Origin of the sequence: Pseudacidovorax sp. RU35E (assembly GCF_900156165.1) — a bacterium.
Lineage (GTDB): Bacteria > Pseudomonadota > Gammaproteobacteria > Burkholderiales > Burkholderiaceae_C > Xenophilus.
In genome coordinates this window covers 577,576-598,028 of sequence record NZ_FTMY01000001.1, presented here as the reverse complement: position 1 = coordinate 598,028, position 20,453 = coordinate 577,576, and the positions used below count along the sequence as shown (strand labels likewise).

Sequence of the window (20,453 nt, the reverse complement as noted above, 5' to 3'; positions counted from 1 at the left end):
GCCTTTTTCTTTGCAGCCTGCCGGCGTAGCACCGACAGGCTGTCTCACCTGACGATCAGGCGAAGTTCTTCTCGGCGAATTCCCAGTTGACCAACTTGGCCAGGAAGGTCTCGACGAACTTGGGACGCAGGTTGCGGTAGTCGATGTAGTAGGCGTGCTCCCAGACGTCGACGGTCAGCAAGGCCTTGTCTTCCGTGGTCAGCGGCGTGCCGGCGGCGCCGGTGTTGACGATGTCGACCGAGCCGTCGGCCTTTTTCACCAGCCAGGTCCAGCCCGAGCCAAAGTTGCCGACGGCGGACTTGACGAAGGCTTCCTTGAAGGCGTCGTAGCTGCCCCACTTGGCCTCGATGGCCTTGGCCAGCGTGCCGGAAGGAGCACCCCCGCCTTGCGGCTTCATGCAGTTCCAGAAGAAGGTGTGGTTCCAGATCTGCGCGGCGTTGTTGTAGATGCCGCCGCTGGACTTCTTCACGATTTCTTCGAGCGGCATGCTCTCGAACTCGGTGCCCTTCTGCAGGTTGTTCAGGTTCACCACATACGCGTTGTGGTGCTTGCCGTAGTGGTACTCCATCGTTTCCTTGGAGTACTCGGGGGCCAGCGCGTCCATCGCGTACGGCAGGGGAGGCAGAACATGTTCCATGTGAAGCTCGTTCGTGGGTTGGTTGACAGAGACCGTCGGATTCTAGGAAGGATTGCCGCTGCCTGCGTCGGACGACGTCCCTTGCTGGAGGGTGATCACCTGGAGGCTGGCGGTGCCGTCGGCCAGGGTTGCATTCACTGATTCGCCCGGATGCAGTTGCGCCACGCGGGTCACGGTGCGCCCCTTGGCATCGGCCAACCACGCGTAGCCGCGCTGAAGCACCACTGCTGGGTCGAGCGCCTGAAGACGCAACGCGGCACGCTCCAGCCGGTCGATCCGACTGCGAAGGTTCGCTCGCCCCGCCGCCGGCCATCGTCCTTCTGCCGCGTCGAGTCGGCGCTGGGTCTGATGCAGCCATGAGGTGGTCGCGCGGTTCAGGCGCTGCTCCCACTGCGTCAGTACCGCCTGCTGCCGGGCAGCGAGGCCCGAGGGCCGGCCCAGGCGGGACGCCGCCTGGTCGAGCCGTTGCGACAGACGATCCAGCCGCCCTTGCAGCGCGTCGCGAAGGTCATCTTCAAGAGCCTCAAGCCCTTGCAGCCAACCGTCGCGCGGCGGCGCCACCAACTCCGCGGCAGCCGTCGGTGTGGGCGCACGCAAGTCGGCGCAGAAATCCGCGATGGTGAAATCCGTCTCGTGCCCGACGCCGACGACGACGGGGATGGCGCTGCTCACGATGGCGCGCGCGAGTTGCTCATCGTTGAAGGCCCACAAGTCCTCCAGCGAGCCGCCGCCCCGCACGAGCAGGATCGCGTCCGGCCTGGGCGCGATCTTCTGTAGCGCACCGAGGGCAGAGACAAGTTCGCCCGGCGCCTGGAGCCCCTGCACCGAAGCAGGGGCAAGCACCACTTCCACGTGCGGCGCCCGCCGGCGCAGTGCGGTCACTACATCGTGCAAGGCTGCCGCGCCAAGCGAAGTGACCAGCCCCAGCCTGGCCGGAAACGCCGGCAGCGGCCGCTTGCGCGCGGGGGCAAAAAGACCCTCGCCCTCCAACTTGGCCTTGCGCTGCAGAAACTGTTCGAACAGTGTGCCCTGCCCGGCCTTGCGCAGGCTCTCGACGACCATTTGCAGGTCGCCGCGTGCCTCGTACACGGTCAGACGGCCGCGCACCTCCACCAGGTCGCCATCGCGCACGTTGAAGTCCACCAGCGATGCAGCCCGGCGGAACATGGCGCAGCGGACCTGCCCCTGGCCATCCTTCAAAGAAAAGTAGCAATGACCGCTGGCCGCACGCGAGAACCCGCTGATCTCACCTTGAACGGCCACCGGATTGAAGCGCGCGTCCAAGGCATCCGCCACGGCGCGGCACAAGGCGCCCACCGCCCAGACCCGTGGCTGCGTGATGGGGGCATCAGACATGAGCGGCTCCACTCTGTCGTCCACAAGCCGATCTATCGCGGCAGGTGGCGACATGAGGGCCGCCGGAAAGCCGCAGCTTATGGTGCAAGTAGTTGATAAATAAGAAAAAACTGCTGCTCAAAATCTGATCGTCTTGACGCAAGGCCCATGGACAGTGGGCCTGCACGGGTTGCACGCAGGGTTAGCCACAAAGTTATCCACAGAAATTGTGGGTGGCGAGAACGCCGGCACTGCGGACGGCGAGAAACATTCGGTCATAATTTTCGACCGCTGGGCAGCGCTTCGCGACCACGCAGGAGGACACTTGTTTTCGATCTTAGTCGCCGCAGGCTGGCCCATCGTGCCGCTGCTCTTGTGCTCGATCATCGCCACCGCGCTTGTCATCGAGCGCTTCATCAGCCTCAAGTCGGCCAAGGTGATGCCGCCTCAACTGCTGAACGAGGCGATCGGCGTCTCACGCGACGGCGTTCCTTCAGCCGACGTCATCGCCAAACTGGAAAAGAACTCCGCACTGGGCGAGATGCTCGCCAGCGGTTTTCGTGCTGCGCAGGGTGGCTCCACTGGATCGGTCGATGACTTGCGGATGGCCATGGAGGCCTCGGGTCGCGCCATCGCCCACCGTCTGGAGCGTTACCTGCCCGCACTCGCCACGATCGCTTCAGCCGCCCCGCTGCTGGGTCTGTTGGGCACGGTCATCGGCATGATCGAGATCTTCGGCTCGCAGGCGCCCGGTTCAGGGGCGGCGGGCAATCCGGCACAGCTGGCGCACGGGATTTCCATCGCGCTCTACAACACCGCCTTTGGACTGATCGTGGCAGTGCCCACGCTCATCTTCTGGCGTTACTTCCGAAGCCGCGTCGACGGCTACCTGCTGCACCTCGAATTGGCAGGGGAACGTTTTGCGCAGCATCTGGCCGGGCTGAGCCCGGAAAACCAGTCGTGAGTGCGCCCCTGCCGGGCGGTACCCGCACGTCTTCCGCGGGAGATCGCAGCCGTGGCAGACGCATGCAGTTGCGCAGTGCCGCCAGCGACGAACCCGAGATCAACCTGATCCCGTTCATCGATGTGCTGTTGGTGATCCTGATCTTCCTGATGCTGTCGACCACCTACAGCCGGTTCACGGAGATGGAGGTCCGGTTGCCCACGGCGGACGCGGAGACTGCCACGACCCGTCCGCGCGAGATCGTGGTGGCTGTGGCCGCAGACGGTCGCTATGCCGTGGATCGGAAGCCGCTGGGCGAGCGCAGTGTGGAAGCGTTGGCGACGGCACTGACGCCCTTCGCCAAGGCGGAGGCCGGTGCGCCTGCGCCGATCCTGATCATCAGCGCCGACGCCGCCGCGGCGCACCAGTCGGTCATTACCGTGATGGAGGCGGCGCGGCGCGCTGGGCTGATGCAGATCACATTCGCCACCCAGACTTCGGGCAAGGCGGCCCGCTGACGTGCTGATCGAGGCCTGGCAGCGCCGAGGCGCGGGCGCATGGCTGCTTCGGCCCATCGCGGGGCTGTTCGGGCTGGTGGCCGGAGCCCGGCGTCAAGCCTACGCGCGCGGATGGCGCAAGCAGCACCGACTGCCGATCCCCGTCGCCGTGGTGGGAAACGTGGTCGCGGGCGGCGCAGGCAAGACGCCCGTCGTGATCGCGTTGGTGCGGCACGCTCAGGCCAGGGGCTGGGCAGTGGGAGTCGTCTCGCGCGGGCATGGACGACGTACCAAGGACGGCCAAGTCGTCGCCGCGCAAAGCGACCCGCGCGACGTGGGCGACGAGCCCCTGCTGATCCACCGCGCCACCGGTGCACCGGTCGTGGTCGATGCCGACCGCGTGGCCGCCGGCCGACGCCTGCTCGCGGAGCATCCCGGCACGCGACTCATCATTGCGGACGATGGCCTGCAGCACCTTCGATTGGCTCGCGACGTGGAGATCTGCGTGTTCGACGACCGCGGCGTCGGCAATGGATGGCTGCTGCCCGCGGGTCCGCTTCGCGAGCCATGGCCGAGGCGCTGCGATCTGGTGCTGCATACGGGGGAGCGCCCGGCGTTTGCCGGCTTTCGGGGACGTCGGACGCTCGCATCCAAGGCGATCGACCGGGACGGGCACACCATCGCGCTGACCGAACTGGCCACCCGCGACGACCTGGTGGCCGTGGCAGGCATCGCCCAGCCCCAACGGTTCTTCGACATGCTGCGCGGACATGGCTTGCGTCTGCAGCGCTGTATCGCCCTGCCCGACCATCACGACTACACGCACTGGACGCCACCTGACAACGCCCAGCTGCTGTGCACGGAAAAAGATGCGGCAAAACTATGGGCCCGCGCACCCACTGCGCTGGCCGTGCCGCTGGACTTTTCCATCGAACCCGCCTTCTTCGAGGCCCTCGACGCGCGGCTATCATCCTTCGATGGATCCGAAGCTGCTTGAACTGCTGGTCTGCCCGGTCACCAAAGGACCGTTGCAATGGGACGCCGCGCGTCAGGAACTGTGGTCGCGCAGCGCACGCCTGGCGTACCCCGTTCGCGATGGCATCCCCGTGATGCTCGAGAACGAGGCACGCCCGCTCACAGACGAAGAACTCGGCCTGTGAGCTTCGTTGTCCTGATTCCGGCGCGGATGAAGTCGACGCGCCTGCCCGACAAGCCGCTCGCAGACATCGGCGGTTTGCCGATGGTCGTGCGGGTGGCAAAGCAGGCTGCCAGGTCGGGCGCCCGCATCGTGTGCGTGGCCTGCGACGACGCCCGCATCATGCAGGCCTGTGAGGCGAACGGCGTGCAAGCCGTGCTCACACGACCAGATCATCCCAGTGGCAGCGACCGTTTGGCCGAGGCATGCGGTCTGTTGAACCTCGCTGATGACACCGTCGTGGTCAACGTGCAGGGTGACGAGCCGCTCATCGATCCCGGACTGATCGACGCCGTGGCGCACACGCTTGCCGCGCTGCCCGATACGCCGATGAGCACAGCGGCACATGCGATTCATGACGTCACCGACTTCCTGAATCCCAACGTGGTGAAGGTCGTCCTGGACGCCGCCGGTCGCGCGCTGTATTTCAGCCGCTCTCCCCTGCCGTTCTGGCGGGACGGCGGCCTGCCCCCGGGATTGCCCATCGAAGCGCCAGCGCTGCGCCACATTGGCATCTATGCGTGCCGCGCCGGCTTCCTGCGTGTCTTTCCGACGCTTGAGGCTTCGCCGCTCGAACGCATCGAATCGCTGGAGCAATTGCGCGTGCTATGGCACGGCCATCGCATCGCCGTGCACGTGACGGCTCAAGCCCCCGGCACGGGTGTTGACACCCCCGAGGACCTGGCCCGCGTCCGCCTGCACTTCTAGGCGCTTCGGCACGTCGGGCGCGACAAGGGTCGCATGCTATCCTCACTGAAATGGGGGGCATTCCGGTGGAGCCGGCGCAGTTCGCCCACAAGATTTCCATAAAAAGCTTCCGAGGACACCATGAGACTCATCCTGTTGGGCGCGCCGGGCGCCGGCAAAGGCACGCAGGCCACGTTCATCTGCCAGAAGTTCGGCATTCCGCAGATCTCCACCGGTGACATGCTGCGCGCCGCCGTGAAGGCCGGCACGCCGCTCGGACTTCAGGCCAAGGCGGTGATGGATGCCGGTGCGCTGGTGAGCGACGACCTCATCATCAATCTCGTCAAGGAGCGCATCGCACTGCCCGATTGCGCGGCCGGTTTTCTGTTCGATGGTTTTCCTCGCACGATCCCGCAGGCCGACGCAATGAAGGCGGCGGGCGTCAAGCTCGACTACGTGCTCGATATCGACGTTCCCTTCACCGACATCATCGAACGCATGAGCGGCCGCCGTTCGCATCCGGCCTCGGGCCGCACCTACCACGTTCGCTTCAATCCGCCCAAGGTCGAAGGCAAGGACGATGTGACGGGCGAAGACCTGATCCAGCGCGAGGACGACAAGGAAGACACCGTGCGTAAGCGGTTGGACGTCTACAGTCAGCAGACTCGCCCTCTGGTTGAGTACTACGCCAAGTGGGCCGAGCAGGACCCCGCCAACGCGCCGAAGTACCGCGCGATCAGCGGCGTGGGCTCGGTCGACGAGATCACCCGACGCGCAATGACCGCCCTGGCCGACTGAGATCACAACGAGTGGCCCTCAAAGAGGCCGCTCATCCCACAAAGGCCGGACCGCAAGGATCCGGCCTTTGTGCTTCATGGGGCCAGCTCACGCGCTTTAAGCAGATCGAGCATCAGCGAAATTCGCGCCTTGACGGGCGACAAGTCGAAGGCATGGGGCCAACGATCCCCGCCGCCGCTCGATAGGACGGCTCCATCGGCACACCGGGTCGCGCGCAGTACAGCGATGCCGGCTGACCGCGCCCGCTCCATGGCCGCCTCGAGGTGGGCGTGCACAGTGCCATTGCCGGTCGAGGCCACCACGAGGCCGTCCACGCACTGCGCCCCAATGAGCAGGTCGATCAGCGATGCATCTGCACCCGCGTGGCTCATCACGATTCCCACCGACGGCCACTGGTCGACCGCGGGCAATCGCTCGGCCCGCACCTTTGGCGCCTCCGCCTGTGGCCACGCGGTGACGCCGCGGACATGCCCTTCTTCCACGAAGCCGACCGGCCCTGCCTCACCTGAGGAAAACGCGTCCAAGCGGTAGGTATGGACCTTGCGCACCTGCCGGGCGCAATGGATCGTGCCAGCACACACCGCGAGCACGCCGGACGCTCCCTCTGCTGAGGCTACGACCAGGGCATCCTGCACGTTCTTGGGTCCGTCCCGCTCCAGCGAGGTGGCAGGGCGCATCGCGCAGGTCAGTACGACGGGCTTGGCTGCGACGAGGACCTGGCTGAGGAAAAAGGCTGTCTCCTCCAAGGTGTCGGTCCCATGGGTGATGACAAGCCCCCGCACCGCCGGGTCGTCCAGAAGCTGTTGGCACCGGCGGGCAAGGGCACGCCAGTGGCCGTCCGACATGTCCTTGCTATCGATATTGCACACCTGCTCCGTGTCCACCATCGCGCCGGCTGGCAGCGGCAACTCGGCAATCAGATCGGAAACATTCACTTGCCCCGCCACGTAGCCCAGGTTGTCACCGGCGCGCGCTGCCCGACCCGCGATGGTGCCGCCGGTACCCAGGATCACGACGCGCGGGAGTGCAGCGCGGGGATGCTCAAGACTTGTCAAGATGTGGAAAACTGGTTAAAAATACAGACACTGGATATGCACACAGTATGTGCATCAACCGCTGGAGCCGCAGACACATGCTCAAAGTGCCCACTCCCACCGTTTCGGTCAAGCTTACCGCTCGGCAACAACAGATTCTCGAACTGATCCGCGCAGCCATGGCACGGACGGGTGCTCCCCCCACGCGTGCCGAGATCGCCGCGGAACTGGGGTTCAAGTCGGCGAACGCGGCCGAAGAGCATTTGCAGGCGCTGGCGCGCAAAGGTGTTATCGAGCTGGTGAGTGGTACGTCGCGGGGCATCCGGCTCAAGAGCGAGGCCCTTCGCAATCTGCACGAGGGCGGCACGCCGCAGTATTCGCTTCCCATCCCGGGCCTGTCCCAACTGTCCCTGCCTCTCATCGGACGCGTTGCCGCGGGTGCACCCATCCTCGCGCAAGAGCACGTCGACCAGACCTACTACGTCGAGAGCACGCTCTTTCAGCATCGGCCCGACTACCTCCTGAAGGTCCGAGGCATGTCGATGCGCGATGCCGGCATCATGGACGGCGATCTGCTGGCGGTCCAAAGCACACGCGAGGCGCGCAATGGCCAGATCGTGGTGGCCCGGCTGGGTGACGAAGTCACCGTGAAGCGACTCAAGCGGCTCAAGGACGTGGTCGAACTGCACGCCGAGAACCCGGACTACCCCACCATCATCGTCCAGCCCGGCGAGCCATTCGAGATCGAAGGTCTGGCGGTCGGACTGATCCGCAACACGATGCTGATGTAGGGCCTGCCAAGTCTTTCCTCTGCTGTCGCGCCAGGTGGCGGGCGTATGGCCGGAAGGTCATCACCCTGGCGTGTCGGCCTTGCTGCTCAATCCTGCCTGTGTCCAAACCCCTTTCAATCCTCAGGAGTTCAACATGGGAACCGCTCTGCTCGCCTTGTCCGCCCTTTTTGCCCCGATCCAGTCGTGGATGGTCCGCCAATCCAGCGCCAGGAGTACGCCGGCTCTGAACACGTCAGATCTGCACTACGTCAACGTGCGCCCGTTCTCGCGAAAGATTGCCCGCGAGCCTTCGGCTGCACACCGGCACGATGCTGCGGCACGCCCGGCGCTGCGGGTCGTGCGTGTCGTTGAGCCCGGCGAGCGTGCGGCACACGGTTCGCGACTTGTGATTGCAGGGCGGATGGCCGACGTGTGTGCGGAACTCGACCGCTTGGTCGAAAAGGAAATGCGCGATGCCGTTCGCCCGTCGGGCAGCAGGCTGCACTGAGGTCCCCGCCGCCAGCGCGTGCCCTTTGAAGAGGCCGCGAGAGTCCGCCAATGCTGAAGGCAAAATGGGCGGCCATGAATATCGTGATCCTCGATGACTGCAGCCTCAAGGGAAAAGTGCGGATTCTTGGAGTAACCTACACCAGAACCTACACCGATTTTGATGACCTGGGATTGCTATGACATTTGGCGTGCGCATCATGGACGCCCTACGCGGCACGCCTAGTGCAGCTTTTCGGTAGGCCTGGCCGAATTCATCCGCAGGCTTGTGCAACTGCTGAACGACGACCAAGCCCATCACAACCGGCAGTCAAGGCGCTAAGGGCAGTGTCGCCGAAGACCTCATCGAGTATGAGAGGTGCGGGCAGCCGGTGGGCCGCGGCTTCATGGTCTCGAAAAATTCGCGGCTGATAACGCAGCTATCGGTCAGCACAAGGGCTATCTCCCGCTGGCAGAGATTCCCTCTTTTCGCCTCGCCCCTGAGCACCGCGCGCTATTGAATCTTGTCTTGAAAATAGCTTATAGCCTCGCTCGCCCCTTTCATCTTGGAGGCCAAGTCAAGCCCAGACTTTAAAACAGCAAAGGCTTTTTTAATGAAATCCGACCTGTCCGCCTGCGTTCTCAGGTTCTCGTCTGTTACCATCCCACCGACAGCCTCGTTAAATGCCGAAAATAGCGCTTTGTCACCCGTAATTTTATAGTTATCCAGAGTATCTATTATTTTTCCAACGGAATTCTTAAAGTATATTTTAAATTCCTCGGATTCATTGGAAGCGAGTACCTTTTCTAGTATTTCGTTCAGCCTGGCGCGATAATTTTCTAAATCTTCCTCTTCAAGCTTCACAATGCGTTCGTTTAAGATGTCGACAGTACTCTCCAAAAACATTATCGCCGTTTCATCGAGCGAATCAATGAAGGTGTTCCAGGTCCCAGAGAAATGGACGTTTTGAAACGCTCGTTGTACTGGGCCAACCCAATAGGTTGTAAACCTGCCGGTAAAACCCTGGCGACTATTTTCTTCAGCGATCTCATCTACAAGTTTGCGTAACTGACCAAAGCGTTCGAATAGATCGCCATCATTTTCCGTATCTAAAAGCTCGTACAGCACTTCACGAGATTTACGGTCCTTTGGGTACGCTCGTGCTCTCATCAAGAACTCGTAGAGACGTGCAGCGGGGTTGTTGAGGTTCATGCTCTTCTCCGTATCGGCAAGCACGAATTTACATCATCCTACGCTTCTAGCAAATACCGATTAATCGAGTAGTGACGGTGCGCTTGCAAGACTTTCGCCTATTGTGCGCCCCCGGAACGCCATCATTAACCTTACACGGCAGACTTTCTTTGTTGAAGACCCAGATGCACAGCCTAAGTGGACATGCGATCCTCACCGCCTTGGTGGCAGCGCACTAGTCACGTTTTGCTGGTAGCGACCTAGGCTTGCTTCGCGATCGGGTAGTGATCGGCGCGTGCACAGGCTTGAGGAAGTGCGGCGTCACATCCAACAATGTTTGCCAGCCATCCACTCACCGGAAGGCGCCGTCCACGTGAAAGCGATTGTTCGACCCACCCTTTGGGCATGCGCTGCTTTCCCATAAAAGTAGCTTAGACGTGTATGTCCCAGCACTGGTTGAGCCGCAGTTGCCACCTAGCCCCCCCCCCCCGCCGCGGCCTCGCCGGGGGGCACGCTCGTCCATTTTTCACTTCGCGAGTAGCCTAACGGCCTGCTACGCCAGTAAAGTTCGTGCACCGATGAAATCGGTTTGCTCCAAACTCAGGACATATGCGATGAAAAAACATCACGCGCGGCTACATCGCCCAGACGCAAAGATTTTTAACAAGATTTCTGCATCAGCCAGATCAATTCCTAATTTTCTAAATTTACCAAAGGGGAACTGCCTAGAATGCGAAACTAAATTCGATGTTGACTATTTAGCAGAGCGCCCTCCGCTTGGTCCAGTGCTCACGAATGATGGACGGCTATTTCGCAGGGCGGGCATAGTGCTCACCTGCCCCAATTGCAACAAGCCGGTAGATTTTTCTCTGCCGCTGAGCAATTATGGCTCTATTAATTTTTTTTACGGCGACGAGGCCTTTCGATTGGCAACTACGCCACAGATTTACTGCTATGGCATGGTCGGAATCAAAGAGAAGGACCACGAACTTCTAAAAAGCAAAATCGATGAAATCAAGCAAAAACATGCGCCGCATATTCATCCGGACTCGTGGCGAATTCACATGACAGAGCTTAAATCACCTGAGGGAAGAAAGAAAAACCCATCACAATTAAGTGAAGACGGTTATAGAGCTTTAATATCAGACATTGCTGATTTTTTTTGCATTCCTGGAATGTATTTGTACCCGGTAGCTGCGGTGGCCATGGTTCACAGGAAGAGCGGTGATGCGGGACGAGCGCAAGAGGAGTTCTGCAAAAGGGATCTATACAATCATCTAATTCTAATGATGACTGAACTTGCTGGATCCTCGGAAGTGCAACCGCATTTCATTTTTGATGCTGACAAGCCAGTTAGTGGAGAGGAAGCGATCCAAGGATGGGCAAGAGACGAATTTTTAGGACTACACAAGTCTCTCGTTTTTTCATTTATTTCGCGTGGAATTCCGGTACCAGAACCGAAATTTGTGCAACCGGGTTCCGAAACTGGGCTTGAGCTAGCGGATGTAATTGCTTACACAACGGCGACCTATCTGAATAGAGCCACTAACAAGCAGAAGCAATTCCTAGATCCGGCCTCATTTGGCCCCATGACATACATAGTAGCCGATCCGAAAGGCAATTTTCAAACGAAGTATCAGCAGGGGTTTCCCTGGCAAATATTTGAGGATTCCACCTGTACATGACTGTGCCAAATGCACGTAAGCCAACCAAATAGAGAAACTGCAGGCAGACGCGCGTAAGGGAACTTGGACTCTTGATCGTAAGCTAACGCGCCATCTACAGACGCTTCTTTGCATCCTCTCGCAATTCGAAAATCGTTCGTCCCTGTTACACCATCGCTCACGCTATTTCACCCGCCGGCCGGGCATCAAAAACATTGACGGGTGCCAAGCGGAGCAAGGCATTAGCATCTGCAGTTGTGCCCGCAAGCCACTGATCCCAATCACCGCGCTCCAGCGGGATAACGCTGCGCTTGTCCTGCTGGTCGGGCGGCAGCTTTGGATCCGGCTTGTGCATGCGGCTCATCAGCGGGTGCTCGTCCGCGTTGATAGTCAGCATCGTGTAGCTCTCGTGAACCTCACCCGTGGACCGGTCCGTCCAGATGTTCCACAGGCCGGCCAAGCCCCATGGTTCACCATCGGTGCGGCGGAAGGTCCACCATTGGTTTTTGCCCGTCTCCCAATTCGGTTCGTCAAATGTGAGGGCCGGGATGATGCACCGCTGCCCGCGCCTCCAGGGATCGCGAAACGTCGCCTTGGCTTCCAGCTCTTCACTACGCGCGTTGTTGGTCGAGAACTTGAGTCGCGGCTCTTTCGCAAACCAGGGGATCAGGCCCCACTGCCCTACAGCCAGCTCGCGCGAGTAGCCGGCGTCGTCGCGAGCACGGCGAATGAAAGGGCCGGGGCTTCGCGGGAAGATCGTCCGCGGCCAAGGAACGGGATTGGCGCGGCCAATGTGGAACAGCCGTTCCATCTCCAGCTCATTGGGGGCGACGTAACGATTGCACATCCTTCACATTCTGCGGCGCAGCGCCGGCCGCAGCCAGTAGGACCATGCTCCACGTGCCCAGGCGACCGTGTACAGCATCGCCAGCGCGAACATACCGAGCTGGCCGGCCTGCCGGGTCGCAGCCAGGAAGAACGGCTGCGAGGCCAAGCCGAACACACAGGCCCACCGCGCCCGCGCCTTGCTAAGGTCCTGCGATAGCCAGGCAGCCAGCGCGCCGCAAACAAGGATCAGCCCTTGGTCAATCCCCACGCGCAGGCGCCTTGACCGGGGCAAGCCAACGAGCCGCGGCAGTGCTGGGCGCCAAGGCGCGAAGCTCGGGGTCATGCGCAATCTGCCGCGCCGTGGCCGCCAGCTCGCTAGATTCGACCGTGCGCCAGTGCTGCTGCAGGCGGTGCGCGCAGGCTGCTATCCAGATTTCGTCATCGTGTTTGTCCATGGATTCAGTCTACAGAAACACTGTATATTTGCCCAGTGTTCTGTGAAGTCCGCACCCTCCGTTCCAAAGGCATGCGTCTGCGCCGGGCCGAGTACCCGGCGCCCGTGGTCGGCCGTGTGGAGGTGTCTGTCTGGCCGCACAACAACTTTCAGCGGTTCATCCGACGGATCGAGGTGACTGTGCGCTCAGGCGTCGCAAGCCATCGGACAGCCTTGTTCATGGCGGACCCCGTGTTGTTGCCCTGCCCCGCTGACCTTGGCTGGCTTTTGGCCGGCACCGAAGCGCAGGTCATCGATGACCGCATTCACGAGTTCTCGCAGCTGTGGCTTGTCCGTCCATGCAGCAAGGAAAAAGAGTTGCCGCCAGTGCACTGGGGGCTCCTGTCGAAGTTCATCCCAACCCCGTAAGCCATGAGCCTGTTCGGCCACCCCACCCTGCTCCGCGTGCCCGCCTAGTACAGCGACACCGTCCGGGACGAGATCGTCCTGCCTCTCCCGCCCGAGGATTACGACGTCGCGCCCGCCGAAGGCATCAATGGCCGATGGATCGTCACCAGCTCCAGCGGCGCCGTGGTCTATGACGGCATCGGCCCCGTCGACGTCGTCCGCTCCCCTGCCCCGTTCTGATCGGAGGTTCCATGTCCGTCTCTGCCCGCCTCATCGACACCCCCGCCGACACACCGGCGGACCTTCTGCGCAGCGCTGAAGCCCGCTTTCTTCGCGAGTTGAATCGCCTGCTCGGGGACGACTTGGCGCACACCCTGCGCGCCTTTGAGGCCGTCCAGGACAGCAGCGCGGAAGACCTCAGCAAGGACGAGATACGCGAGGCGAGCCTATGGGCTGCAGCCTTCGACAAGGCGCGCCTTGCAGGCATGCGCGAGCTGGGCGACGTGGGGGAGGCGTACTTCTCGGTTCAGCTCGACACCTGACGAGCGGCATCGGCAGGGGCGTCCGCGCCGAGGATGGTTGATCGCGTTCGAGGGTCATCGTTGAATTAGGCGATTTTCGCCTATATGATTCAGCCCATGCCAGCCGATTCCCGGCGCGGCGAACCCTACCGGAGCCACCATGCACCCGACGCAACTGATCCTCACCGCCGACGAAGTCCGCCCCCTTGCAACCCAGCCGGAGCGCCTCGTCGGCCTCGGCGTCTACTGCCAAGGCTTCTACGGCAGCGGCTCCGGTTCCGGCGCCATCACCGGCGCCGATGCCGTTGCCGGCGACGTGTCGTTTGTCGTGTACCTAGAAGATGGCCGGGTGATCCGGGACAACCGCCTATCCCGCGCCTTCGGCGGCCTGCGCGCAATGTTCCTCATCAACGGCAAGATGCACGGGCGCCCCTACCTCGACGAGCTGCTGGCCATCGCCACCACGCGCGACATCCTGGCGACCGCAGCAAAGACGGCCGAAGTCGCCACCTACGCCGCGCGCATGCAAGCCGCTGCGGAGCAGTTCGTCGGCGTGCGCTTCGGTGTCTTCGCCGTCACGAAGGGCAAGCTCAAGGCCCGCGTCCATTACAGCCTGGACAACCGTGTTGACGGCCGCGCCTGCGTCACCATCTATGACCGCGACTACGGCAACGATCTGCACGGCATCATCCCCACCGGCTACGAGAACAACACGGATTCGATGGTCGACTACTTCGACCGCGGACGCGTGGTGCTGTTCGAGGGCCATCCCCTGTACCAAGCCGCGCGCAAGCGCGCCATTTCCAATGCTGCCCGACGCAAGTAAGCACAACCCGGACCCCGCCTACATCCGCACCCTGATCGAACGGGCGGGGCTCTCCCAACGTGGCGCTGCCCGCCAGATTGGGGTGAGCGAGCGGATGATGCGCTCCTACTGCGCGCCAATGGACGTATCCACCCATTCGGCTGCTCCTTACTGCGTTCAGTTTGCGCTAGAGTGCTTGGCTGGCGCGAGCGCGAAGTAGCCTTCATTATTTGCGCAGTGGGCTTAGTAGGGCGCGGCCTCAACCCAATATGGATTCGAAAAGAGGTGCGTCCATCACTAAATCTGAGATCGCGTCTGCTGCTTGGCCACCTCGGACGCAGCAACGATTACGCAACGCATAAAGAGCCAAGGGCTACTGCTCTCGCGTCTTAAAGAAGAGGACTGAGCATGTTCGAGAAACTTATTCGTGAGCTGGAACAGCTGGAACGCAATCAGCTTAAGGTAGACGTTACAGATTCAGTTCCCATTGACTTGGAAGGCTATATCGACCGCGAATGTCCGGCGTCAGATTGCCTATTCACGTTCAAGGTTCTTGCGGCCGACTGGTGGAGCGACAAAGTAAAGGATGAGGCAGCATACTGCCCTTTTTGCGGCCATGAGGCTCCCGCTCGATCATGGTTTACTACCGAGCAGGTCGAGTACCAGAAGGCTAAAGCAATGGGCGTACTAACTAATATTATTGACGAGGCGATGGAAGCCGACGCGTCCGAATGGAACCAGCGCCAGCGTCGCAATGCGTTCATCAAGATTACAATGAACGTATCCAAAGCGCCAAGAGAAGTGATACTGCCTGTTAGTGCGGCAGACCCGATGCGGCTGAAAATTTCCTGCGAGAAATGCGCATGTCAGTATGCTGTGGTCGGCTCTGCGTTCTTCTGCCCAGCCTGCGGGACGAGCGCAGCTGAACATGTGTTTCGCCAGTCGCTGTCGGCGGTCAGGGCGAGCGTTGCGTCTCTGCCGGCAGTTCGCGCAAGCGTTTCGGACGCGGACACAGCAGAGAACCTTTGCCGACTTATTCTGGAAGCTGGCTTACAAAATGTGGTCATGGCATTCCAAAGGTTCGCGGAAGCCCTGTATGAACGGCACTCTAGGACGCACAAAAAACCGCGGAGGAACGCGTTTCAAAATCTCGACGAAGGCAGTGACTTGTGGAAAGAGGCGTTCGGAACCAAATATGACGTGCATCTTTCAGAAATCGACTTGTCTGCCTTGAATATTTTCTTTCAACAGAGACATCTTTTGGCGCATCTTGAGGGAATAATCGACCAAAAATACATCGAAAAAAGTGGGGATACTCGATATCTGGTCGGTCAGAGGATAGTGCTTCGGCAAGATTCTGTGCTGCGATGCCTTGAATTGACAGAAAATCTCGCACGCGGGATGGCCCAGGACGCAGGCGTGCAATTCTAATGCGCAGGCAGCAGCGCTTGAGACCCCGCGCATCCACTGCAGAGGGATCCTCATCCGTAGGCTTGCCCTAGGAACAACACTCCGGAATAAAATCTGACTTCAGTTGGCTTCTGTGTGTGCATTCTGGCCCTTGCATAACGTTCGACCAACGAAGTCCAAATGTCACGGACGGTGAAAATCCAATCGGGCGTCGGTAACGGGTCTGGAGCAGCCACCGCGCCAATGATTGAGTACGATCGCTCCAAGCCCGCTGTGGGCCCAAACTTCAGCCATCTAGATATTAGGGAGCGGACGTTCAACGTAGGAGTTAAGGGAAATCGCCCAAGGTAGCCCAAAGTGGGGCAAGCCCCGTCCAACTACAGTGCGTCAACGCTTCGTATGCGGTGCCTGACCCTCAATCCTTGAGGAGCTCGTTGAAAGTCTCGAAAACCGCCTGAGCCCGGTCTAATGTTTCATTCACCTCAGCCGACGTTGCATCGAGAATCTCGCCATGTCGTACAAGCCAGGCGGCGGGCGCGAAGTGATCTAGCATGTCAATCGTCTGGGGCAGCAGCCTGAAAAAGGCCTCGGCCTTCTTAATGAGTCGGGAAGTGGCCTTGTCGGCTTCATCAAGTTTCTTCACCGTTAGTGCGTGCGGGCCCGTTAGTTGATATGCGGCGTTCAAGATCTCGACCAGCAGACCGGGAGCCAAAAGATCCTCGATGTCTGCCTCAGGACGCCCAAGTAGATCGGCGATGGTGTGGAATTGACCTGCTTTTAGAATCTGAGATTTTCGCAGATCTTCGATTTTGCGTTTGTCGCCTGCAGCTTGGTCCGAGAGAACGGCGATATTCAGCGCGTTGCCAGAAAACAAGGACGCGAATGGGCGGATCTTGTCGATGCCGCCAGCGGGGCAAATAGTCCAGCGCCGATCGAGCGCTTGCCGCTTGCGCCTACGGAGCGCATCGCTGAGTGCCTGTATGTAAAGGATATCGCCGGGACCCTCCACCAAAAGAGTATTCTTTCCAACAAACAGCGATTGGGTCACTTCATAACCAAGAGCTGCCTGCAACGGAAAAAGTGTGTCTGGATCTTGTGTCAGTACGTCGTCGCGGACCTTAGTGCCAAGCGGAACCCGCCGGCTCCCTTTTAACTCGATCACGTCCTGAACTATGCGCACCGAAGCGAAATTTCCGACTGGCACCATGAACGGTGAGTGCGTCGAAAAGATGACTTGGTGGTGTGGTGCGAGTCTTTCGTTGAAAAAGCGCAGAAGGTCGGCTTGAGCCTTTCCGTGCAGTGTGAGCCCAGGCTCGTCCAACAACAAGATAACAGGCGTCGCCTCGTTCTTGATCTGGGCGAACTTAACCAAGAACGAGAAGAACCAAACAAACCCAGCGCTGCGCTCCGAGAAGGGGGTGTCTACGCGATGAAGTGTGTTGTAGATGCGGGCGCGAGCGACCGTTCCTTCATTGAAGGGGGGCGGATCACCTTGCATACCCGTCGATACCTTCACCTCAACAGTTAAGTCCGGATTCTGAGTCCAATATTCAAGAATTTGGTCAGTGATTTTATTTGATGCGGCCTGCAATAACGCATTGTATGTTTCGTATGTGTTCTGCTTTAATAATTCATTTAAAGAGATACCTGCATACTGAAGAAACTCTAGAAACAGTTTCTTGCCTCTGTGCTCGTCCCGATTGAGCAGGTTCTGGCTTTGCAGCGACTGAATGAGTTGGAACTGCACCGTCCCGTCCATCCTGTCATAGGAGGAAACGTACATGAATTTTGGCAGGTTTCTTGAGATAAAGTTGTTGACCTGCTTAGTCGCATTACCTTCGCTCTCCAAGTGAGCCTGCAATTTGGACTGTGCGTCAGTGCGCGCCTCGACGGCCTTGAGCGCTTTTAACAGTTCATCGGTTGTCGTGGCGGCACTCAGGGGAACGAGATCATCCCCAGTTACCTCGAATCTCTCTAACAGATGACTGACAGCTTTTTTGAAGTCAATTCTGGGGGTAGATGTGAAGTTACCACCATAGATGCGCTGAACTTGTACCCGACGTTCGACAGCACCCTCGCCCAACATGCCGTCAAGCTCAGCCAATTCTTTATCCTCAAAATCCCACTCCGTCACAATTCCAACTGCACCGTCTGTAGGATGTCGCTCGGCATACGACGCAAGGTGCCGGCGGGGATAGTCGCGCTCCTTGTCGAAAACTTGCGGAGTCGATGGGTGCGGATTCAAGGCTGCGAGCGCCTGGAGAAGAGCGCTCTTGCCGGCTTCGTTCTTTCCGACGAGGCAAACGACCTGCCCGATTTCGAATTCGCCGCTATCCTCCGCCGACCGAAAGTTGGTCACATGCGCCTTGACGAGCTTCATCTCACCTCCGCGATGATTCGCATAATTTTTTGAGTCTACCGAGATTCCAGCTGCAGGGGGACCACACAGAGTCTGCAGGGTAGAGGTGGGCTGTATGCAGCCTTGGTGCACGCTCACGGCTCCGGCGATGTCTCGAATCCTCAGAGAAGCGACTCCCAAACAGTCATTCAAATGCGCATGCCGATCCCCGACTGTGGTCGTTCACAGCGAACCTGGTTTCCACTCGAATCGCAGGGCCTCAACCAGTGCACTCGCGAAGGGCGGCCCTCAATTCGCCTTCATAGCCGTCCCGTAACAGCAACTCCGCCTGAGCCGCCGCTACCCAGCGGTCGACGTCCACGCCCCACGGCAGATGGTCTGTGGGCATGGGAGGCAGCTTCGGCTCTTTCGCGTGGCACTCGACCGGCACAGGCACATTGACGCGCGCGGGCGGGCCGAGCACGCAACCCGCCAGCAAAGCCGCAGACACGCCCAGGAGCGCGGCTCTCCTCATGGTGCCACCCTTCCCCGTATCCAGCTGTCGACGCGCGCCTGAGCGCTCGCGCAGACGTCACCGGGCACCGCGGGCGTCGAGAGGATAAGCTGCGCCATAGCCTCCTGTTGCCGCCGCCGCTCTGCTGCTGCTGCCTGCGCAGCCTTCGCGACCCGATGGCGCTCGTCTGCCAGGTCGCGAAGATCGGCGACGCCGTCGCTGCAGGCCGAGGCGTCCGCCCGCGCGCTGTCGCGCTCGCCCAGCGTGCGCGTCGCGGCATCCCGCGCATGCAGCCAGGCCCAGCCGAGCCCGGCATTGCAGCCCAGGCTCAGCACCAACGCCGGAGCGAGCGCCTGCATGGCCGGGGTCATGGAAACGCCGCCCCGCCGGCCTCAATGGCCCTGCGAACGGGCCAGCCCAGGAACACAAGCCGCGTCGCATGCCGGCGCCGCTGCAGCCCCTTGAGCACCTGCCCGCCCGCCCTCACCCACTTCGGCAGCTCGTCCGCGGCGCCCGCGTAGTCGCCGGCATTGAGCTTTCGCAGAAAGGTGCTCGGCCGGCCATCGGCCAGGTAGAGGATGCCGTCCCGCCCTCGCCCGCCGGGCCCGGTGTTGTAGACCGTCGAAACGATGGCGTCCCACTGGCACTGCGACACCGGCACCTGCACGGCCTCGCGCGCGGGCGGCTCGAAGTCGCGGGCGAGGCGCCGCGCATAGCGCACGTCCGCCTCGGCCTGCGTGATGACCTGGCCGACGCGCACGTCCAGCGTGTCGCCCCATCCAATGGTCCAGGGCGCTCCGCTCAGCCTCGCGAACGGCGTCGGGATCGCCGGCATGTTGTAGGGGTCGAAGCCCGCCCGGCGCAGCGCCGCAAAGAGCGGCGAAGCCAGGTCCGGGTAGGCCAGCAGCTTGCAGGCTTCATAGTGGTGATTCAGCGCGTGGCAGGCCGGGCCCGCGCGCATCACTTCCACGGCGCTATCCATGTTGCCCCCCAATATCGCGCACCTGCTTGACCTGTGCATCCCGCGGCGCGCAGCCCCGCCAGCTCTTGCGAGACAGAGCCAGGTGCATGAGCATGCCGGCGAGCGCTGCCACGTCGTACCAGTCGAGTTCCTCGCCGCGCAGCAGGCCCAGCACCACGCCGAAGGCGAACACCGCCCACAGCAGATAGACACCGAAGACGCTCACCCGGTGCTCCCCGGCGCGCAGAAGGTCCACACGCACCACGCAGCCGATCAGGACTGCACACGCGGCAATGATGCCGCCCAGTTCGATGGCTGTTTTCACGTCTTGCTCTCCAGCTTGCCGACGTGACTCAGCAACGCACGCAAAAGCGTGGTCACCAGCACCTGCGCACCGAAGCCGGCGATCAGCGACAGCACGATGAGCACCGGCCGCGAGCTGCCGATGAACTCGGTAGCGGCTGTGCCGCAGGCGGCGCCCACGAGGGTCGACAGGGCCACGAAGACCAGCGACCGAATACGGCCCATGCGCTCGGCCTGATACAGGGCCAGCAGCGCACCAATGAGCCCCCAAATGAGGGCGTAGTAATCCACACCGAGCATCGCCATGGCGAGCGTCGAAGCGCTCGCGGCGATGCTGGCGACCACGTTCGAGGTCGGTTCGGGAGGCATGCGTTTAGGTCGCTTCCTCGAAGACCGCCGCGGCGCCGGCCAGCTCGCCGTCGGGCTTGGCGATCAGCGCCGTGTACAGCCATTGCAGCGTGTCGCCCTCGGGCGTGCCCACGAGGTCGACGGCGCGATGGGCCAGCGGCTTGCGGCCGGCGGCGCGCGCGTCAGCGCTCACGAAGCCCTGCAGGACGGCCTGGCTCTTGGTGCCGTCCACCACGATGGTGTATTGGCTGATGACGAAATGCGTGACAGGTGCGCCGGTGCCCTCGTCGATGAGGGGTTTGTGCAGCGCGATGATTTTTTGAGGCATGGTGTTCTCGGATGAAGG

General features: G+C 61.1%; 27 protein-coding genes. 14 read left to right on the top strand and 13 right to left on the bottom strand.

Annotated features, from left to right (window positions below; translation table 11 throughout):
* Positions 1-55: 55 nt before the first annotated feature.
* Both BXA03_RS02665 and xseA read right to left on the bottom strand, forming a co-directional pair.
* On the bottom strand, positions 56-637 hold the full coding sequence (locus BXA03_RS02665; protein WP_076503604.1) for a superoxide dismutase: 582 nt from the start codon (positions 635-637) through the stop codon (positions 56-58).
* Positions 638-679: 42 nt separating this feature from the next.
* Positions 680-1,993: an exodeoxyribonuclease VII large subunit gene (gene xseA / locus BXA03_RS02660; RefSeq protein WP_076503603.1), complete on the bottom strand. Its 1,314-nt coding sequence runs from the start codon at positions 1,991-1,993 to the stop codon at positions 680-682.
* Positions 1,994-2,297: 304 nt separating this feature from the next.
* Between xseA and BXA03_RS02655 the strand changes: the two genes are divergently transcribed.
* The 6 genes from BXA03_RS02655 to adk all read left to right on the top strand — a co-directional run bounded on the left by BXA03_RS02655 (position 2,298) and on the right by adk (position 6,092).
* Positions 2,298-2,936, top strand: coding sequence for a MotA/TolQ/ExbB proton channel family protein (locus tag BXA03_RS02655; protein WP_076503602.1), 639 nt, complete (start codon positions 2,298-2,300; stop codon positions 2,934-2,936).
* Positions 2,937-2,998: 62 nt separating this feature from the next.
* Positions 2,999-3,433, top strand: a complete 435-nt coding sequence (locus BXA03_RS02650) for an ExbD/TolR family protein (RefSeq protein WP_076503601.1) — start codon at positions 2,999-3,001, stop codon at positions 3,431-3,433.
* Position 3,434: 1 nt separating this feature from the next.
* Positions 3,435-4,409, top strand: a complete 975-nt coding sequence (lpxK, locus tag BXA03_RS02645) for a tetraacyldisaccharide 4'-kinase (RefSeq protein WP_076503600.1) — start codon at positions 3,435-3,437, stop codon at positions 4,407-4,409.
* Positions 4,390-4,572: a Trm112 family protein gene (locus BXA03_RS02640; RefSeq protein ID WP_017756993.1), complete on the top strand. Its 183-nt coding sequence runs from the start codon at positions 4,390-4,392 to the stop codon at positions 4,570-4,572. The genes lpxK and BXA03_RS02640 overlap by 20 nt, the downstream gene beginning before the upstream one ends.
* Complete coding sequence (gene kdsB, locus BXA03_RS02635) at positions 4,569-5,315, top strand: 3-deoxy-manno-octulosonate cytidylyltransferase (RefSeq protein ID WP_076503599.1); 747 nt, start codon at positions 4,569-4,571, stop codon at positions 5,313-5,315. The genes BXA03_RS02640 and kdsB overlap by 4 nt, the downstream gene beginning before the upstream one ends.
* 120 nt (positions 5,316-5,435) lie before the next feature.
* Complete coding sequence (gene adk, locus BXA03_RS02630) at positions 5,436-6,092, top strand: adenylate kinase (protein WP_076503598.1); 657 nt, start codon at positions 5,436-5,438, stop codon at positions 6,090-6,092.
* 74 nt (positions 6,093-6,166) lie between these two features.
* Here adk and BXA03_RS02625 read toward each other — a convergent pair whose 3' ends face one another.
* Positions 6,167-7,105 carry an asparaginase gene (locus BXA03_RS02625; RefSeq protein ID WP_234983569.1) on the bottom strand — a complete coding sequence of 313 codons (939 nt, stop codon included), beginning with the start codon at positions 7,103-7,105 and terminating at the stop codon, positions 6,167-6,169.
* 119 nt (positions 7,106-7,224) lie between these two features.
* On the opposite strand from BXA03_RS02625, the gene lexA reads away from it, so the two are divergent.
* The 3 genes from lexA (at position 7,225) to BXA03_RS27415 (ending at position 8,586) form a co-directional block, all read left to right on the top strand.
* Positions 7,225-7,917: a transcriptional repressor LexA gene (lexA, locus tag BXA03_RS02620; protein WP_076503596.1), complete on the top strand. Its 693-nt coding sequence runs from the start codon at positions 7,225-7,227 to the stop codon at positions 7,915-7,917.
* A 133-nt stretch (positions 7,918-8,050) separates the two neighbouring features.
* Entirely contained in the window at positions 8,051-8,404 is a 354-nt protein-coding gene (locus tag BXA03_RS02615) for a hypothetical protein (RefSeq protein WP_076503595.1), read from the top strand.
* Between the two features lie 50 nt (positions 8,405-8,454).
* Entirely contained in the window at positions 8,455-8,586 is a 132-nt protein-coding gene (locus tag BXA03_RS27415; RefSeq protein WP_255377162.1) for a hypothetical protein, read from the top strand.
* A gap of 310 nt (positions 8,587-8,896) precedes the next feature.
* Here BXA03_RS27415 and BXA03_RS26485 read toward each other — a convergent pair whose 3' ends face one another.
* Positions 8,897-9,595: a hypothetical protein gene (locus tag BXA03_RS26485; RefSeq protein WP_143476195.1), complete on the bottom strand. Its 699-nt coding sequence runs from the start codon at positions 9,593-9,595 to the stop codon at positions 8,897-8,899.
* Positions 9,596-10,188: 593 nt separating this feature from the next.
* On the opposite strand from BXA03_RS26485, the gene BXA03_RS26480 reads away from it, so the two are divergent.
* The gene (locus tag BXA03_RS26480; protein ID WP_159444698.1) at positions 10,189-11,259 is read left to right on the top strand and encodes a hypothetical protein; all 1,071 of its coding nucleotides are present in this window, start codon (positions 10,189-10,191) and stop codon (positions 11,257-11,259) included.
* Positions 11,260-11,416: 157 nt separating this feature from the next.
* Here the strand turns inward: BXA03_RS26480 and BXA03_RS02605 are convergent, their stop codons facing one another.
* Genes BXA03_RS02605 through BXA03_RS02595 form a run of 3 tightly spaced genes read right to left on the bottom strand, consistent with a single transcriptional unit; the run spans position 11,417 to position 12,521 of the window.
* The gene (locus BXA03_RS02605; RefSeq protein ID WP_076503593.1) at positions 11,417-12,085 is read right to left on the bottom strand and encodes an SOS response-associated peptidase; all 669 of its coding nucleotides are present in this window, start codon (positions 12,083-12,085) and stop codon (positions 11,417-11,419) included.
* A gap of 3 nt (positions 12,086-12,088) precedes the next feature.
* Positions 12,089-12,334, bottom strand: a complete 246-nt coding sequence (locus BXA03_RS02600) for a hypothetical protein (protein ID WP_076503592.1) — start codon at positions 12,332-12,334, stop codon at positions 12,089-12,091.
* Complete coding sequence (locus tag BXA03_RS02595) at positions 12,324-12,521, bottom strand: hypothetical protein (protein ID WP_076503591.1); 198 nt, start codon at positions 12,519-12,521, stop codon at positions 12,324-12,326. The genes BXA03_RS02600 and BXA03_RS02595 overlap by 11 nt, the downstream gene beginning before the upstream one ends.
* 71 nt (positions 12,522-12,592) lie before the next feature.
* Between BXA03_RS02595 and BXA03_RS26805 the strand changes: the two genes are divergently transcribed.
* The 4 genes from BXA03_RS26805 to BXA03_RS26475 all read left to right on the top strand — a co-directional run bounded on the left by BXA03_RS26805 (position 12,593) and on the right by BXA03_RS26475 (position 15,664).
* Positions 12,593-12,928: a hypothetical protein gene (locus tag BXA03_RS26805; RefSeq protein ID WP_076503590.1), complete on the top strand. Its 336-nt coding sequence runs from the start codon at positions 12,593-12,595 to the stop codon at positions 12,926-12,928.
* Between the two features lie 230 nt (positions 12,929-13,158).
* Complete coding sequence (locus tag BXA03_RS02585) at positions 13,159-13,449, top strand: hypothetical protein (RefSeq protein WP_076503589.1); 291 nt, start codon at positions 13,159-13,161, stop codon at positions 13,447-13,449.
* 139 nt (positions 13,450-13,588) lie between these two features.
* Positions 13,589-14,254 carry a hypothetical protein gene (locus tag BXA03_RS02580; RefSeq protein WP_076503588.1) on the top strand — a complete coding sequence of 222 codons (666 nt, stop codon included), beginning with the start codon at positions 13,589-13,591 and terminating at the stop codon, positions 14,252-14,254.
* A 387-nt stretch (positions 14,255-14,641) separates the two neighbouring features.
* Positions 14,642-15,664, top strand: coding sequence for a hypothetical protein (locus BXA03_RS26475; protein ID WP_076503586.1), 1,023 nt, complete (start codon positions 14,642-14,644; stop codon positions 15,662-15,664).
* A 394-nt stretch (positions 15,665-16,058) separates the two neighbouring features.
* On the opposite strand, the gene BXA03_RS02565 is transcribed toward BXA03_RS26475, so the two are convergent.
* The 6 genes from BXA03_RS02565 to BXA03_RS02535 all read right to left on the bottom strand — a co-directional run bounded on the left by BXA03_RS02565 (position 16,059) and on the right by BXA03_RS02535 (position 20,435).
* The gene (locus tag BXA03_RS02565) at positions 16,059-18,023 is read right to left on the bottom strand and encodes an AAA family ATPase (protein WP_076503585.1); all 1,965 of its coding nucleotides are present in this window, start codon (positions 18,021-18,023) and stop codon (positions 16,059-16,061) included.
* 489 nt (positions 18,024-18,512) lie between these two features.
* Positions 18,513-18,866 carry a hypothetical protein gene (locus BXA03_RS02555; protein WP_234983568.1) on the bottom strand — a complete coding sequence of 118 codons (354 nt, stop codon included), beginning with the start codon at positions 18,864-18,866 and terminating at the stop codon, positions 18,513-18,515.
* Positions 18,863-19,456, bottom strand: a complete 594-nt coding sequence (locus BXA03_RS02550; RefSeq protein WP_076503691.1) for a lysozyme — start codon at positions 19,454-19,456, stop codon at positions 18,863-18,865. The genes BXA03_RS02555 and BXA03_RS02550 overlap by 4 nt, the downstream gene beginning before the upstream one ends.
* A 13-nt stretch (positions 19,457-19,469) precedes the next feature.
* A complete protein-coding gene (locus BXA03_RS02545; protein ID WP_076503583.1) occupies positions 19,470-19,781 on the bottom strand; it encodes a hypothetical protein in 312 nt (103 codons plus the stop codon).
* Positions 19,778-20,128, bottom strand: coding sequence for a hypothetical protein (locus BXA03_RS02540; protein ID WP_076503582.1), 351 nt, complete (start codon positions 20,126-20,128; stop codon positions 19,778-19,780). Before BXA03_RS02540 ends, BXA03_RS02545 begins: the two co-directional genes overlap by 4 nt.
* Before the next feature lie 4 nt (positions 20,129-20,132).
* Complete coding sequence (locus tag BXA03_RS02535; protein WP_076503581.1) at positions 20,133-20,435, bottom strand: hypothetical protein; 303 nt, start codon at positions 20,433-20,435, stop codon at positions 20,133-20,135.
* Positions 20,436-20,453: the final 18 nt, after the last annotated feature.